We start from the raw sequence: 14,416 nt of genomic DNA, 5'->3' as shown, positions 1-14,416 counted from the left end.
AGGGTATTAGCGGAAATCGCGCAATCGATCTTTCGTATTAGCATCCGTTAAAATGTCGGGGATAAATGCCTGCCCGCACTCGCAATATTTCTTTCATCAGAGCAGTCTACTTTAGGTAATGGACTTGTTGAGGCGGGAGTATCGCATGGGGGTATTGATGGCCGTCACGAAGCTTGAGCAGTGGAAGAACGAGCGCAACAGCAAACCCAAGGCGTTCGTCATTGCTCAAAAGACGCATGTCGTCGAAATCGAGTGCATGCATTGCCATCACCACTTCTTTCGGTGGTCGTCGACAGCGCCGGCCTATTGGCGCTGCGAGGATTGTTCCGTCAATCAGTGAGGCGTTCCGGTCCTGACGATCAAACGATCAGGATCGCCCTGAAATCATTGACATTGGTGCCAGTCGGGCCGGGGACGAAGAGGTCGCCGATTGCGTTGAATGCCGACCAGGCGTCGTTGTTTCTCAGCATCTCAGCGGGCATAAGCCCGGCCTTGCGCAGCCGCGCCACGGTGCTTGCGTCGGCAAAGGCACCGGCATTGTCTTCGCTGCCGTCGATGCCGTCGGTGTCGGCGGCCATGGCGTGAATGCCGGCGTGACCGTCGATATCGATCGCCAGCGACAGCAGGAATTCGGAGTTTCGGCCGCCCTTGCCCTTGCCCGTCAGCGTCACCGTCGTCTCCCCACCCGACAGCAACACGATCGGCTTGGCGAAGGGCCGATTGCGATGGAGGATCTCGCGGGCGAGGGCGGCATGCATGTGCGCTGCCTCGCGGGCTTCACCTTCGATCGCATCGGACAGGATCGCCGCCTCGATGCCGGCTTCGCGCGCCATTTCGGCCGCGGCCTCCAGTGAAACGCCGGCCGACGCGATGACATGCACCTCATTGCCGGCAAGGCGTGGATCCCCCGGCCGCGGCGCATCGGCTTCCGGCCTTTCGATATGCGCGAGGACGGCGGCGGGAAGCTCGATACGGTAGAGACGGATGAGGTCGAGCGCTTCGGCGCGGGTGCCAGCGCCGGGCACGGTCGGTCCAGAGGCGACAAGAGCCGGATCGTCGCCCGGAATGTCGGAAACGACCAGCGAGACGACCTTTGCCGGATAGGCCGCTGCGGCGAGGCGACCGCCCTTGATGGTCGACAGATGTTTGCGAATGACGTTCATCGCCGAAATCGGCGCGCCGGAGGCGAGCAGCGCCTTATTGACGGCGATCTCGTCGGCAAGGGTGAGGGCACCGGCGGGGGAGGGCAGCAGCGCCGATCCACCGCCGGAGATCAGCGCGATCACCAGGTCATCCTCGGTCAATCCTTCGACCAGCTTCAATAGCCGCCCGGAGGCGACGAGGCCTGCCTCATCCGGGACGGGATGAGCGGCTTCAATGATTTCGATGTACTGGCAGGGGGCGGCGAAGCCGTAGCGCGTTACCACCAGCCCTTCCAGTGGACCGTCCCAGCATTGCTCGAGGGCGGCCGCCATCTGTGCCGATCCCTTGCCGGCGCCGATGACGACCGTCCGTCCTTTCGGCTTTGCCGGCAGATGGGCGCGGATGCCGGTCATGGGATCGGCGGCGCGGACGGCCGCATCGAAGAGGGAGGTGAGGAAGGCGCGGGGATCGGAAACGGTCATTTGGAAATCTACCTGTCTGCGATGAGCTTATAAGCATTTGGTGGCGCAACTGGCGCGAACACGCAAGGGCAGGTCACGCCCGATTGTGTCGGGTAAGCGCAATCCCTATGTTTTAGGGAGCAGTTTCAACGATTTTATCCGAGGGATTTTCGAGATGGCCGAATTGAAGGTGAAGACGAGACAGACGGGCGCGACAGCGACGGTCGGCCGCACTGGCCTGCCGCATGTGACGTCGGTGACCGGTGGCGAGATCGATATCGTCACCTCGCCGTCACTGCCTGGCTTCAATCCGCTCGATCTGCTTTATTCCTCGCTGTCCGCCTGTCTCGTGCTCAGCGCCCGCATGGCCGCGAGCAGTCTCGGCGTGCTCGACAAGCTGACGGAAGTGACTGCCGTCGTGACCGGCGAGAAGGCGACGGAAGGGCTGTCACGCGTCGAAAAATTCAACATCGCCTTCACCATCAAGGGCGATTTCGGCGACGAAATCCGCAGCGCCATCGCGCATGCTGCCGAGGAGGAAATTTGCACGGTCAGCAACACGATCCGGGGGAATCCGAAGTTCGAGATGGTGATTTCGGGGTGAGATCGGATTAAGCAGCGAAAGCTCCTCATCCGCCCTGTCGGGCACCTTCTCCCAGTTCTGACGGGGAGAAGGGGATTGCAGCGCCATCACCGTCCCTCTCTCCGCATGGCGTTGGGCGAGGGTTTTGGCGACGTCGCTCCCTCTCCCCGTCAAAACGGGGAGAGGGTTGGGGTGAGGGGCTTTCTCCGCTACTCTGGCGGCAGCTCGAATCCTTCCAGATAAGGCCCAAGCTCGGGATCGATATCCACCTTGACCACATTGTTGTAGACCGCCGTCGCAATCATGATGCCGGCGAAAGCGACGAGATTGGCGAGCGTCGGTTCGTCGTAGCGTGCCTTCAACCGGTCCCACAATTCTTCCGGCACGGTGTTGGAATCCCTGACGATCGCCTTGCCGAAATCGATCAACAATGCCTCGTCTTCCGCGGGTACGAGCGTTTCCGGCGTCAGGCCGGCATTGATCAGCGCCCGGCGGAAGAAGCCGACCGGGATGATCGAGCGGCTTTGCAGCGAAATGGCATGACAGAAAAGCCAGACCGCGCGGTCGTCGAGCGCCGGGCGCAGTTCTTCGCGCAACGTGAACCATTCGGCGTAGATGCGGTGCGCCACCGGCGAGTGCAGCAGCGTCCGCTTCATATTGGTCATGCGGCCGCGCAGTTGCACTTCGCGGTCGTGTTCGGCGCGGACGGCTTCGGAAGCGGTGTCGTAATCGATCGGCGTGATATGGCTCATCGGCTGTTGTCTCTCATTGCGCCGCTTCGGACGTCGGGGTGAAGAAGCGGTTTGCCGGACGCGGCAGGCCGAGATGGTCGCGCAGTGTCGTGCCCTCGTATTCGCGGCGGAAGATGCCGCGGCGCTGCAGTTCCGGAACGACGCGCGTGGTCACGTCCAGCAAGCCCTGCGGCAGGAAGGGGAAGACGACGTTGAAGCCGTCGGAGCCTTCCTCGCGCAGCCATTGTTCCATCTCATCGGCGATCGTCTGCGGCGTGCCGACGAAGGCGAGACCGGCATAGCCGCCAAGCCGTTGGGCAAGCTGGCGGACGGTCAGCTTCTCCTCCACCGCCAATGCGATGACGCGCTCCCTGCCGCTCTTGCTGGCATTGGTTTCCGGGATCTCCGGCAGCGGACTGTCAGGGTCGAAGCCTGAGGCGTCATGGCCCAAGGCGATCGACAGGGAGGCAATGGCGCTTTCGTAATGGACGAGGCTATCGAGCTTGGCGCGTTTGGCCTTTGCCTCCTCGACGGTATCGCCGACGACGATGAAGGCGGCGGGAAGTATCTTCAGGTGATCCGGGTTGCGGCCGATGTGCTTCATCCGGCCCTTGATGTCGGCGAAAATCGCCTTGCCGTCGGCGAGATTGCGTGGGGCGGCGAAAACCGCCTCGGCGGTTTCGGCGGCAAGCTGGCGTCCGGCATCCGATTGTCCGGCCTGGACGATCACCGGCCAGCCCTGCGGCGGGCGGGCAATGTTGAGCGGCCCGCGAACGCTCAGTTCCTCGCCCTTGTGGGCAAGCACATGCATCTTTTCCGGATCGAAGAAGAGGCCGCTTTCGGCATTGCGGAGGAAAGCGTCGTCGGCGAAGCTGTCCCAGAGGCCGGTCACGACATCGTAGAATTCACGGGCGCGGTGATAGCGCTCACCGTGCTCCATATGCTCTTCAAGGCCGAAATTCAGCGCTGCGTCCGGATTGGATGTCGTGACGATATTCCAGCCGGCGCGACCGCCGCTGATATGGTCGAGGGAGGCGAAACGGCGGGCGATGTGATAGGGCTGATCGAAGGTGGTGGAGGCCGTGGCGACGAGACCGATCTTTTCGGTGACGGCGGCAAGCGCCGAGAGCAGTGTGAAGGGCTCGAAGGACGTGACGGTATGGCTGCGCTTCAGCGCCTCGACGGGCATGTTCAGCACGGCAAGATGATCGGCCATGAAGAAGGCATCGAATTTTGCCTGTTCCAGCGCTTGCGCAAAACTCTTGATATGTTTGAAATTGAAATTCGCGTCCGGATAGGCGCCGGGATAGCGCCATGCGCCGGTATGAAGGCTGACGGGGCGCATGAAGGCCCCAAGCTTCAGTTGCTTCTGTTCAGTCATGGGTCCATCCCTCTCGAACATCACGGGTTCATGGCGGCATGTGCGGGCAAGCCAGCGAGAATGTCTCCCTCGACGTAGGAGCCTAATCGGCGCATTCAAAGAGCCGATTTCATTTATTTGATCGGTTCGATGGAATATTTATCCAGCGCCGCTTTCCACCTCGGTCTGCCGGGCAAAAACCTTGACGAGCCAGTCGATGAAGACGCGCACCCGTGGTGAGAGTTGGCGGTTGCGGGGATAGAGCATGGAGACGGGTGTCTTCGTCAGTGGAAAGTCCTTGAGGACGTGAACCAGCTCGCCGGATTTCAGGGCATATTCGGCGTGATAGCGCGGCACCTGGATCAGGCCGAGGCCGAGCTTGGCCGCTGAAAAATAACTCTCTGCAGCATTGACGGAGACCGTCGCGGGCAAGGCGATATTGCGCACTGCGCCGTCGACGATGAATTCTAGCGGCAGCAATACGCCGGTCGCCGAGGAGCGGAAGCCGACCATGCGGTGACCGTCGAGGGCGTCCGGATGCAGCGGCATGCCGAAGCGTTCGATATAGGCAGGTGCCGCCAGCGTGATCTCCTCCAGCATGGCGACGCGGCGAGCGATCATGTCGCTGTCCTGTGGTGTGCCGACACGCAGCACACAATCGATGCCTTCGCGAATGAGGTCAACAAGGCGGTCGCCCTCTGTCATGTAAAGCTCGATTTCCGGATAGGTCTCCAGGAAAGACGACAGGTTCGGGAGTACGAAATGCCGGGCCAATGTTCCATGGACGTCGACGCGCAGGAGACCCTTCGGCTTGGCGCCGGCAAAGGCACCCTCGGCGTCCTCTATGTCTGATAGAATGCGCAGGCAACGCTGATAGTAGGCCTCGCCATCCAACGTCGGGCTGACATGCCGCGTCGTTCGCTGCAGCAGGCGAACGCCGAGGCGCGCCTCCAATTGTTTGACGGCATCCGTCACCGTGGAGCGCGGCAGACCGGTATCTTCAGCAGCCAGCGTGAAGCTGCGCCGTTCCACGACGCGGGAAAATACCCGCATGGCATCGAATCTGTCCATTTTTCTTTGTTCGGAAATTTCGGCTAGTGATGCCGATTAATGGCTGATTATCCGCCGTTTGAAAAGAGGCATCTTCCTCTCATCGAAACGCGCTACAGCGCAATTACAGCGAAGGATGAAGACAATGGCCAATAACTCCAACAGGGTAGCTATCGTTACCGGTGCATCTCGCGGTATCGGCGCGGCGGTTGCGGAGCGTCTTGCAAAGGACGGTTTCACGGTCGTCATCAATTACTCCGGCAGCGAAGCCGCCGCCGAGGAGCTTGCCCGCAAGATCGAAGGAAAGGGTGGCAAGGCGCTGACCGCCAAGGCTGATGTTTCCGATGCCGAAGCCGTGCGTCGCATGTTCGATGCTGCCGAAGCCGCTTTTGGGGGCGTCGACGTGCTGGTCAACAATGCCGGCATCATGCAGCTCGCCAAGATCGCCGATGCCGACGACGCCCATTTCGATCGGCACATCGCCATCAATCTGAAGGGGACGTTCAATGCGCTGCGCGAAGCCGGCAAGCGCCTGCGCGACGGCGGCCGGATCATCAACTTCTCGACCAGCGTCGTCGGGCTCAAGCTCGAGACTTATGGCGTTTACGCTGCAACCAAGGCCGCCGTCGAAACGCTGACCGGCATCATGGCCAAGGAAATGCGCGGCCGTTCGATCACGGTCAATGCCGTGGCGCCCGGCCCGACGGCGACCGACCTCTTCCTCAACGGCAAGAGCGACGAGCTGATCGATCGCATGGCCAAGATGAACCCGCTGGAGCGGCTGGGTACGCCGGAAGACATCGCCGCTGCCGTCTCATTCCTCGCCGGCCCGGACGGCGGCTGGATCAACGGTCAGACGCTGCGCGCCAATGGCGGCATGATCTGAACCCTCCCAGGTGGCGGCGGGATGAGTCCCGTCGCTACCAGCGCGTCAAATCGCCGCTTCCGTCCCGCAGGAGCGGCGATCATTTGTTTTGGGTGGACTATTTTGCGTTGTGCAACACTTCAAGCCTGCCTATTTGGTATTAAAGCGAATCCTTTCTGGGGCGGGAGATATCCATGAACGATAAGGACATTGGCGAAATCGCCTCCTGGCTCATGCAGAGCGGCCTCAAAGGCATGGGAGAAGCCGACATCCTGGCAGGCTTCTGCGAGGCATGCCGAGAGCGCGGGCTGAACGTCGACCGCGCCATGGCGCTGATGGATACGCTGCATCCGGTCTATGAGGGGCGAGCCTTCCGCTGGGACGGCAACCAGGTGATTGAACGCGAGTTCGAATATGGGCCGTCGCATCAAGGGATCGCCGCCGAGAACTGGCTGCGTTCCTCCTTCTATCATTTGCTGGAAACAGGCGGAGACGAGGTGCGTCGCCGCATCGGCTTCGGCGACCCGATCGATTTCTTCGGGCTCGACACGTTGAAGACTGATGGCCACACCGATTACCTCGCCATGGTGCACCGGTTCGAGGAAGGCGGCACCATCGGCGAGATGGATTGTTTCTATTCTCATTTTGCCACCACCGCCGGAGTGGGTTTCCCTGACGAGGACCTGCGCGTGCTGCGTAAGCTGACACCGGCCCTGGCATTGGCGATCAAATGCACTGCTATGGGACGCATCGCGCGCACCATTGCCGAGGTCTATCTGGGCGAGGATGCCGCCCGGCATGTTCTCGAAGGCAAGATCACACGCGGTAAGGCCGAGCGGATCTCGGCGGCACTGTGGTTCTCCGATCTCGCCAACTATACCCGCATTTCGGACACAGCCGAGCCCGATGAAATCATTCCGATGCTGAATGCTTATGCGGACGCTGTGATTTCCTCGATCCACGAGGCAGGGGGCAACGTGTTGAAGCTGATCGGCGACGGCACGCTGGCGATCTTCAAGGCGCGCGATGCGGGGGATGCTTGCGCTGCGGCGCTGATGGCGGAATCGTTGCTGCGCCAGCGGCTGCGCGATCTCAATTCCCAGCGGCAGATCGAGGGCAGGCCGGTGACGGACGTCTATCTCGGCCTGCATATCGGCGATGTCTTTTACGGCAATATCGGCAGCATGGACCGGCTGGATTTCACCGTCATCGGCCCGGCCGTCAACGAGGTTAGCCGCATTGCGTCCATGTGCCGTTCGGCCGATCGCAACATCCTGATGTCGTCGAATTTCGTCTCCGCTCTGGCGTCCAGCCAGAGCAACGATCTCGTCTCCGTCGGCCGCTACGCGCTGCGCGGCGTCAACCGGCCGCAGGAGCTGTTCACGCTGCTGTCTTCGGCGGCTTGATCACCTCAACGGCGACCTCCGGCGAACATCGGGCCGCCTTTGTGCGGCGGGAAACCGTAGCCGTTGATCATCACCAGATCGATATCGCTGGCGCGGGCGGCGATGCCCTCGGCCAAGAGCGCCTCGCCCTCATCGGCCATCGCCTTCAGCAGCCGGGTGACGATCTCGTCTGCGGTAAAGCTCTTCGGCGCAATGCCTTTTTCGGCGCGGGCGGCTTCGATCAGCGCTGTGACTTCGGGATCTACCGTGCGCTGGCCATCCGGATAGCTGTACCAGCCCCGCCCGGCCTTCTGACCGAAGCGGCCGGCTTCGCAGAGGCGATCGGCGATGACGACATAGCGGGCGGCAGGATCGCGTGTTGGCGCCTGGCGTTTGCGCCGCGCCCAGGCGATTTCGAGGCCGGCCATGTCGTAGACGGCGAAGAGACCCATCGGGAAGCCATAGGCTTCCAGCGCCGCATCGATTTCATGCGGCAGCGCGCCGTCCTCGACCATGAATTCGGCTTCGCGGCGATAGGCAGAAAAGATGCGATTGCCGATGAAGCCCTCGGTGACGCCACAGACGACCGGTAGTTTTCCGAGGCGCTTGGCGAAGGCGAGGGCGCTTGCCAGCACATCAGGCGCGGTCTTGTGGCAATTCACGACTTCCAGCAGCCGCATGATGTTGGCGGGCGAAAAGAAATGCAGGCCGACGACCCGCTCAGGATGCGCGGTTGCGGCGGCGATGATATTTGGATCGAGGTAGCTGGTGTTGGTCGCAAGGATGGTGTCGGCGCGTACGATGCCATCAAGGCGCTGGAACAGCTCGGTCTTGACGGTCAGATCATCGAAGACGGCTTCGATGATGAGATCGGCTTGCGCGAACTCCTGCGCATCGGCGGCGACCGCCAACCGGCTCAGGCGATCGTCGCGGCCTGCTGTATCGAGGCGGCCGGATTGTACAGCTTTGTCGAGGATGCCGGTAATCCGCTCTCGGCCTTTGTCGGCGGCTTCCCGGGTTTGCTCGATGCCGACGACGCGGTAGCCGGCGTTCAAGGCCGCCACTGCAATGCCGGAGCCCATGAGGCCGGTGCCGACGAGGCCGACGGTTTCGATCTTGCGCGGCGCAACTTTTTCCAGGCCTTCGACCTTGCCGGCGGCGCGTTCCGCGAAAAAGACGTGGCGCAGGGCTGCAGCCTCTTCGCTATCCCGAAGGGCGACGAAGGTGCGGCGTTCTTCGGCGAGTCCCTCGTCCAGCAATGTCGTCGCGGCAAGGCGAACAAGGCGGACGGCTTCGGCGGGCGCGTGCTGACCACGCGCCTTGCGAAGAGCTTCCGCGACCGCTTTGTCGATGGCCTCCTCAGAGTCTGACGGGACAGGCAATTTGCCGGTGCGTCGCAAGGGAAGATCGGCTGCGCTCTTGGCGGCGGCAATGGCCGCAGCGATCAGCGAGTTTTCGACCAGGCTATCGATGATACTGAGTTTGTTTGCTTCGCTGGCCGAGACAACGCGTCCATTGGAGATCAGTTCGATGGCAGCGGCGGTGCCGATCAGGCGGGGGAGGCGTTGCGTACCGCCGGCACCGGGAACGATGCCGAGCTTGACTTCTGGCAGGCCGATTTTCGCGGAGGGCACGGCATCGCGCTTGTGGCAGGCGAGTGCCACTTCCAGGCCGCCGCCGAGCGTGGCGCCGTTCATAGCGGCAACAACGGGTTTGGAGAAATCTTCGATGCGGGCAATGACTTGCGGCAGCAGCGGCTCAACGGGCGGTTTGCCGAATTCCTTAATATCGGCGCCGCCGATGAAAGTGTTGCCTGCCCCCGTCAATATGACAGCAACGACCGCGTTGTCCTTCTCGGCGCGATCGAGCGCCGTCATGAGGCCGGCGCGGACATCGGCGGAGAGTGCATTGACGGGCGGATTGTCGATGGTGACGACGAGAACGTCATCGGTCAGCGTCGCCGAAACAGTATCCGAAAAGCGCGATGCCGACATGGCGAGCCCATCCTATTCCGGAATAACGGCGGTCGCCTGGATCTCGATCTTGGCGCGGTCCTCCACGAGGGCGACGACCTGCACGGCGGCCATGGCTGGAAAATGCCGGCCGATGATCTCGCGATAGACCTGGCCGATGCCCTTGAGATTGGCGAGATATTCGCTCTTATCGGTGAAATACCAGGTCATCGAGGTGATGTGCTGCGGCTTGGCGCCGCCCTCGGCGAGAATGGCGACGACATTCTTCAGCGTCTGGCGCACCTGCTCGACGAAATCGTCACTTTCGAATTCGCACGCGGCGTTCCAGCCGACTTGGCCGCCGACGAACACCATGCGACCGGTTGCCGCCATGCCATTGGCATAGCCGATCGGCTTGGCCCAGCCTTCAGGTTGCAGGATGGTGTGCATCGGTCATCTCCAGATGAGAGGTCAGCGCAGCGCGGATATCGTCCGGCCACGCAAGCGATTGATGGGTGTCGAGGGAGGTGGAAACGACACGATGGCGGGCGGTCCATAGGACTTGACCATTCGCCGAAACCTGATGTTCCAGATCGAGCGAGGAACGACCGATGCCGCGCACCGCCACCACGAAATCAAGCTCATCGCCCTGAAAGCCAGGGCGCACGAAGGTCAAGTCGAGCCGTACGGTCGGCACGCCGATGCGGCGGTCGTTGACCAGCGCCTTCCAGGGAAAACCCAACGAGCCGAAAAAATCCTCCAGCACCCCGACGAGGATGTTCAGATACGACGGGAAATAGGCGATCCCCGAGGGATCGCAGTCTCCGAAGCGCAGGGGTCTGGTGGTTTTGAATGCCAAGGCCGGCCTCAGTTCGAAAAAGCGGCGATGCCGGTGATGGCACGGCCGAGGATGAGGGCGTGGATGTCGTGCGTGCCTTCGTAGGTGTTGACGACTTCGAGGTTGACGAGATGGCGGGCGATGCCGAACTCGTCGGAAATGCCGTTGCCACCGAGCATGTCGCGGGCGGCGCGGGCGATCTCGAGTGCCTTGCCGCAGCTATTGCGCTTGAGGATCGAGGTTAGCTCCACCGGCGGATGGCCGTCTTCCTTCAAGCGGCCGAGCCTCAGGCAACCCTGCAGGCCGAGGGTGATCTCGGTCACCATGTCGGCAAGCTTCTTCTGGATGAGCTGGTTGGCAGCGAGCGGCCGGCCGAACTGTTTGCGGTCGAGCACATATTGCCGCGCCTTGGCGTAGCAATCCTCGGCCGCGCCGAGAGCGCCCCAGGCAATGCCGAAGCGGGCCGAGTTCAGGCAGGTGAAGGGGCCTTTGAGGCCGGAAACGTTCGGCAGCAGGTTTTCTTCCGGCACGAAGACATTGTCCATGACGACTTCGCCGGTGATGGAGGCGCGCAGGCCTACCTTGCCGTGGATGGCGGGGGCTGACAGGCCTTTCCAGCCCTTTTCCAGGATGAAACCTCTGATAACGCCGTCTTCGGTCTTGGCCCAGACGACGAAGACGTCGGCGATCGGTGCATTGGAAATCCAGGTCTTGGCACCGGTCAGGCTATAGCCGCCATCGACCTTCTTGGCGCGGGTTACCATCGAGCCGGGATCGGAGCCGTGGTTAGGTTCCGTGAGGCCGAAGCAGCCGATCCATTCGCCGGTGGCAAGCTTCGGCAGATATTTCTGCTTCTGCTCTTCTGAACCGAAGGCATTGATCGGCACCATGACGAGCGAGGATTGCACGCTCATCATCGAGCGGTAGCCGCTGTCGACGCGCTCGACCTCACGGGCGATCAGGCCATAGGCGACATAGCCAAGGCCGGCGCCGCCGTACTCCGGCGCGATCGTCGGACCGAGCAGGCCGAGTTCGCCCATTTCACGGAAGATCGACGGGTCGGTCTTCTCATGGCGGAAGGCTTCGAGGACGCGGGGCGCCAGTTTCTCCTGCGCGTAGGAATGTGCGGTATCAAGCACCATGCGTTCATCGTCGCTCAACTGCTCCGTCAGCCGGAACGGGTCGGCCCAGTCGAAAATCTCGCGGCTCATGCTCTCAATCTCCATCAATTTGTCTTCAGAAGTTCGCGCGCAACGATCAGTTTCTGAACCTCCGTCGCACCTTCGTAAATACGAAGTGCGCGTATCTCCCGATAGAGTTTTTCCGTTATTTCTCCCGCTTTGACGCCTCGTCCGCCGAAAAGCTGGACGGCGCGGTCGATGACGGCCTGCGCGGTTTCCGTGGCCGTCATCTTGGCCATGGCCGCCTCGCGCGTCGTCGGCAGATGCTGCACGTCGCGACGCCAGGCCGCTCGATAGGTGAGGAGGGCTGCCGCGTCGATGCCGGTCGCCATATCGCCGAGGGCTGCCTGCGTCAACTGAAGGTCGCCGAGCGTCGCGCCGAACATCGGCCGCGTGCGGACATGCGCCAGCGACTCATCCAGCGCCCGCCGCGCAAAGCCAAGGCTGGCGGCGGCGACCGAGGCGCGGAAGATATCGAGTGTGCGCATGGCGATCTTGAAGCCTTCGCCCGGTGCGCCGAGCCGGCGCGACGCGGGGATGCGGCAGTTTTCGAAACGGATCGTCGCCAGCGGATGCGGCGTGATCACTTCGATCCGTTCGGCGATCGAGAAGCCGGGATCATCAGCGAAGACGACGAAGGCGGAAATGCCGCGCGTGCCCGGCGCCTCGCCTGTGCGGGCGAAAACGGTGTAGATATCGGCGATGCCGCCATTGGAAATCCAGGTCTTTTCGCCATCGAGAACATAGTGATCGCCATCGGCGCGGGCCGCGCAACTCATCGCGGCGACATCCGAGCCGGCATCCTTTTCCGACAGCGCAAAGGCCGCGAGCCAGTCGCCGGCGCGAACTTTCGGCAGCACGGCGTCGCGCAGTTCGGGCGAGCCGGATAATCCGATCGCGCCGGTGCCGAGGCCCTGCATGGCGAAAGCGAAATCGGCAAGGCCATCGTGCCAGGCGAGCGTTTCGCGCGCGAGACAAACGAGGCGGGAATCGATCAACGGGTCGCTGTCCGAGGTGCCTGTGGCGGCAGCGAGGAGGTCGGCGTCGCCGAGCGCCTTGACCAGCTTGCGGCAGGTGCCGTCGACATCGCCATGGTCGATATCGGCCATGGCGGAGGATTTGGCGAAAGCGTCGACTTCAGCCACGAATTCCCGGTGGCGTTCATCGAAGAACGGCCAATCCAGATGATCTCGGCTCGGCCCGGAGAGGCTTGATGCAGCGGACATAGCCTCAATTCCCCTGGAATTCAGGCTTGCGCTTGGCGGCGAAGGCTTCGAAGGCACGGCGGAAATCCTGGGTGGCCATGCAGACCGCTTGGGCCTGCGCCTCGGATTCGATCATCTCGTCGATGCCCATCGCCCATTCCTGGTTCAGCATGGTCTTGGTCATGCCATGCGCGAACCATGGCCCATTCGCTAGCGAACTGGCGAGCCTGATGGCTTCCGGCTCCAGATCAGCGCTGACATGCAAGCTGTTGTAGAAACCCCAGGCATGGCCTTCGGCCGATGTCATCGAGCGACCCGTGAACAGCAGTTCAGCGGCACGGCCCTGGCCGATGATGCGGGGAAGGATGCCGCATGCGCCCATGTCGGCGCCGGCAAGGCCGACGCGCGTGAAGAGAAAGGCGGTCTTGGCTTCGAACGTCGCCAGGCGCAGGTCGGAGGCCATGGCGAGGATGGCGCCGGCACCGGCGCAGATACCGTCGACGGCGGAAATGATCGGCTGCGGGCACTTGCGCATGGCTTTGACCAGATCGCCGGTCATGCGCGTGAAGGCGAGAAGCTCGGGCATTGCCATGCGGGTCAGCGGTTCGATGATCTCGAAGACATCGCCGCCGGACGAGAAATTACCGCCAGCTCCGGTCAGCACTATAGCGCGGACGTCAGAGGCGTAGGCGAGGTCGCGGAAGAGATTGCGCAGTTCGGCATAGCTGTCGAACGTCAGCGGGTTCTTGCGCTCCGGGCGGTTCAGCCGGATCGTGGCGACGCGGCCGTCATCGCTGACCTCCCAGAGGAAATGCTGCGGCTTGTAATCTTTGAAGGGCTTCAGATGGCCCCGCATCGTCATATCCCGATCGCTCATCCCGCTAAAACCTCCCCACCGGCAACCGCAATTGCCTGACCATTGATCGATGCCGCCGCCGGCGATGCCAACCAAAGAACGGTGTCGGCAACCTCCTCGGGCTTGACGAGCCGTCCCTGCGGATTGGATTTCGTGAACTCCGCAAGCGCCTGTTCCGCCGTGCGCCCTGTTTTGGCGACGATGGTGGCGATCGAGCGTTCGATGATCGGCGTATCGGTGAAACCGGGGCACACGGCGTTGACCGTGATACCAGTCTTTGCCAGCTCCAGCGCCAACGAGCGCGTCAGGCCGACGACGCCATGCTTGGCGGCAACATAGGCGGACACGTAGCCGTAGCCGGTCAGGCCCGCCGTCGAGGCGATGTTGATGATGCGCGCGCCGGCTCCGTGCGCTTTAAGGTCGGGTAGGGCAGCTTGCGTCACCAGGAAAACGCTGGTGAGATCGACCGTCAGGACGCGATTCCACATGTCCAGGCTGGTCTTCTCGAAAGGCGCAGTTGGTGCCTCGCCGGCATTGTTGACGAGAATATCGACAGGGCCGAATTTTTCGCGGGCAGCGTTCACGCCGCCGGCAATCGCTTCGACGCTGGTGACGTCGAAACCGTCAACGACGAGAGCATTCGCGCCAATGTCGGCAGCGACGGCCTCGAGCGGTTCTCTTTTTCGCCCGGCAAGCGTCACGCGTGCACCCTCGGCAGCGAGCGCCCGCGCGATCGCGGCGCCGATGCCGCTACCGGCGCCGGTGACGAGGGCGTGGCGGCCCACAAATTTGCCTGATGTCGTCAT

The 14,416-nt window shown here is 62.4% G+C and carries 15 protein-coding genes; 4 read left to right on the top strand and 11 right to left on the bottom strand.

The genetic code is table 11. The features are described 5' to 3' along the window. The first annotated feature begins 145 nt into the window (after nucleotides 1–145). On the top strand, nucleotides 146–340 hold the full coding sequence (locus tag C9E91_RS14820) for a hypothetical protein (protein WP_245407501.1): 195 nt from the start codon (nucleotides 146–148) through the stop codon (nucleotides 338–340). A 19-nt stretch (nucleotides 341–359) separates the two neighbouring features. On the opposite strand, the gene C9E91_RS14815 is transcribed toward C9E91_RS14820, so the two are convergent. Beyond that, entirely contained in the window at nucleotides 360–1,625 is a 1,266-nt protein-coding gene (locus tag C9E91_RS14815; protein WP_107109051.1) for a glycerate kinase type-2 family protein, read from the bottom strand. A gap of 154 nt (nucleotides 1,626–1,779) precedes the next feature. Between C9E91_RS14815 and C9E91_RS14810 the strand changes: the two genes are divergently transcribed. Continuing rightward, on the top strand, nucleotides 1,780–2,208 hold the full coding sequence (locus tag C9E91_RS14810; RefSeq protein WP_107109050.1) for an OsmC family protein: 429 nt from the start codon (nucleotides 1,780–1,782) through the stop codon (nucleotides 2,206–2,208). 188 nt (nucleotides 2,209–2,396) lie between these two features. Here the strand turns inward: C9E91_RS14810 and C9E91_RS14805 are convergent, their stop codons facing one another. The 3 genes from C9E91_RS14805 to C9E91_RS14795 form a co-directional block, all read right to left on the bottom strand. Continuing rightward, the gene (locus tag C9E91_RS14805; RefSeq protein ID WP_107109049.1) at nucleotides 2,397–2,939 is read right to left on the bottom strand and encodes a carboxymuconolactone decarboxylase family protein; all 543 of its coding nucleotides are present in this window, start codon (nucleotides 2,937–2,939) and stop codon (nucleotides 2,397–2,399) included. Nucleotides 2,940–2,952: 13 nt separating this feature from the next. After that, nucleotides 2,953–4,299: an LLM class flavin-dependent oxidoreductase gene (locus tag C9E91_RS14800; protein WP_107109048.1), complete on the bottom strand. Its 1,347-nt coding sequence runs from the start codon at nucleotides 4,297–4,299 to the stop codon at nucleotides 2,953–2,955. Nucleotides 4,300–4,437: 138 nt separating this feature from the next. Continuing rightward, entirely contained in the window at nucleotides 4,438–5,349 is a 912-nt protein-coding gene (locus C9E91_RS14795; RefSeq protein ID WP_107109047.1) for a LysR family transcriptional regulator, read from the bottom strand. A 124-nt stretch (nucleotides 5,350–5,473) separates the two neighbouring features. Between C9E91_RS14795 and C9E91_RS14790 the strand changes: the two genes are divergently transcribed. Then, nucleotides 5,474–6,214 carry an SDR family oxidoreductase gene (locus C9E91_RS14790; protein WP_107109046.1) on the top strand — a complete coding sequence of 247 codons (741 nt, stop codon included), beginning with the start codon at nucleotides 5,474–5,476 and terminating at the stop codon, nucleotides 6,212–6,214. Between the two features lie 173 nt (nucleotides 6,215–6,387). After that, entirely contained in the window at nucleotides 6,388–7,599 is a 1,212-nt protein-coding gene (locus C9E91_RS14785) for an adenylate/guanylate cyclase domain-containing protein (RefSeq protein ID WP_107109045.1), read from the top strand. Nucleotides 7,600–7,604: 5 nt separating this feature from the next. On the opposite strand, the gene C9E91_RS14780 is transcribed toward C9E91_RS14785, so the two are convergent. The 7 genes from C9E91_RS14780 to C9E91_RS14750 are packed head-to-tail and all read right to left on the bottom strand — an operon-like array spanning nucleotide 7,605 to nucleotide 14,416. Beyond that, complete coding sequence (locus tag C9E91_RS14780) at nucleotides 7,605–9,572, bottom strand: 3-hydroxyacyl-CoA dehydrogenase NAD-binding domain-containing protein (protein WP_107109044.1); 1,968 nt, start codon at nucleotides 9,570–9,572, stop codon at nucleotides 7,605–7,607. 12 nt (nucleotides 9,573–9,584) lie between these two features. Further along, complete coding sequence (locus tag C9E91_RS14775; RefSeq protein ID WP_104824096.1) at nucleotides 9,585–9,980, bottom strand: RidA family protein; 396 nt, start codon at nucleotides 9,978–9,980, stop codon at nucleotides 9,585–9,587. After that, the gene (locus C9E91_RS14770) at nucleotides 9,958–10,389 is read right to left on the bottom strand and encodes an acyl-CoA thioesterase (RefSeq protein ID WP_107109043.1); all 432 of its coding nucleotides are present in this window, start codon (nucleotides 10,387–10,389) and stop codon (nucleotides 9,958–9,960) included. The genes C9E91_RS14775 and C9E91_RS14770 overlap by 23 nt, the downstream gene beginning before the upstream one ends. Before the next feature lie 8 nt (nucleotides 10,390–10,397). Next, a complete protein-coding gene (locus tag C9E91_RS14765) occupies nucleotides 10,398–11,579 on the bottom strand; it encodes an acyl-CoA dehydrogenase (protein WP_107109450.1) in 1,182 nt (393 codons plus the stop codon). A 14-nt stretch (nucleotides 11,580–11,593) separates the two neighbouring features. Beyond that, on the bottom strand, nucleotides 11,594–12,775 hold the full coding sequence (locus C9E91_RS14760) for an acyl-CoA dehydrogenase family protein (protein WP_107109042.1): 1,182 nt from the start codon (nucleotides 12,773–12,775) through the stop codon (nucleotides 11,594–11,596). A 4-nt stretch (nucleotides 12,776–12,779) separates the two neighbouring features. Beyond that, nucleotides 12,780–13,631 carry an enoyl-CoA hydratase family protein gene (locus C9E91_RS14755; protein WP_107109041.1) on the bottom strand — a complete coding sequence of 284 codons (852 nt, stop codon included), beginning with the start codon at nucleotides 13,629–13,631 and terminating at the stop codon, nucleotides 12,780–12,782. Beyond that, a complete protein-coding gene (locus C9E91_RS14750) occupies nucleotides 13,628–14,416 on the bottom strand; it encodes an SDR family NAD(P)-dependent oxidoreductase (RefSeq protein WP_107109040.1) in 789 nt (262 codons plus the stop codon). The genes C9E91_RS14755 and C9E91_RS14750 overlap by 4 nt, the downstream gene beginning before the upstream one ends.

The organism is Rhizobium sp. SEMIA4064, from assembly GCF_003025035.1.
In the GTDB taxonomy this organism is placed as follows: domain Bacteria; phylum Pseudomonadota; class Alphaproteobacteria; order Rhizobiales; family Rhizobiaceae; genus Rhizobium; species Rhizobium paranaense.
Note: the sequence above shows the minus strand (reverse complement) of the source record. Positions and strands in the feature narration are given on the sequence as shown.

What these genes read in the sequence shown, in the direction of transcription:
- C9E91_RS14810 (WP_107109050.1), top strand. Translation starts at nt 1,780, where the DNA reads ATGGCCGAATTGAAGGTGAAGACGAGACAGACGGGCGCGACAGCGACG.
- C9E91_RS14750 (WP_107109040.1), bottom strand. Translation starts at nt 14,416, where the DNA reads ATGACGACATCAGGCAAATTTGTGGGCCGCCACGCCCTCGTCACCGGC.
- C9E91_RS14775 (WP_104824096.1), bottom strand. Translation starts at nt 9,980, where the DNA reads ATGCACACCATCCTGCAACCTGAAGGCTGGGCCAAGCCGATCGGCTAT.
- C9E91_RS14800 (WP_107109048.1), bottom strand. Translation starts at nt 4,299, where the DNA reads ATGACTGAACAGAAGCAACTGAAGCTTGGGGCCTTCATGCGCCCCGTC.
- C9E91_RS14785 (WP_107109045.1), top strand. Translation starts at nt 6,388, where the DNA reads ATGAACGATAAGGACATTGGCGAAATCGCCTCCTGGCTCATGCAGAGC.
- C9E91_RS14805 (WP_107109049.1), bottom strand. Translation starts at nt 2,939, where the DNA reads ATGAGCCATATCACGCCGATCGATTACGACACCGCTTCCGAAGCCGTC.
- C9E91_RS14780 (WP_107109044.1), bottom strand. Translation starts at nt 9,572, where the DNA reads ATGTCGGCATCGCGCTTTTCGGATACTGTTTCGGCGACGCTGACCGAT.
- C9E91_RS14795 (WP_107109047.1), bottom strand. Translation starts at nt 5,349, where the DNA reads ATGGACAGATTCGATGCCATGCGGGTATTTTCCCGCGTCGTGGAACGG.
- C9E91_RS14790 (WP_107109046.1), top strand. Translation starts at nt 5,474, where the DNA reads ATGGCCAATAACTCCAACAGGGTAGCTATCGTTACCGGTGCATCTCGC.
- C9E91_RS14760 (WP_107109042.1), bottom strand. Translation starts at nt 12,775, where the DNA reads ATGTCCGCTGCATCAAGCCTCTCCGGGCCGAGCCGAGATCATCTGGAT.
- C9E91_RS14755 (WP_107109041.1), bottom strand. Translation starts at nt 13,631, where the DNA reads ATGAGCGATCGGGATATGACGATGCGGGGCCATCTGAAGCCCTTCAAA.
- C9E91_RS14765 (WP_107109450.1), bottom strand. Translation starts at nt 11,579, where the DNA reads ATGAGCCGCGAGATTTTCGACTGGGCCGACCCGTTCCGGCTGACGGAG.
- C9E91_RS14820 (WP_245407501.1), top strand. Translation starts at nt 146, where the DNA reads ATGGGGGTATTGATGGCCGTCACGAAGCTTGAGCAGTGGAAGAACGAG.
- C9E91_RS14815 (WP_107109051.1), bottom strand. Translation starts at nt 1,625, where the DNA reads ATGACCGTTTCCGATCCCCGCGCCTTCCTCACCTCCCTCTTCGATGCG.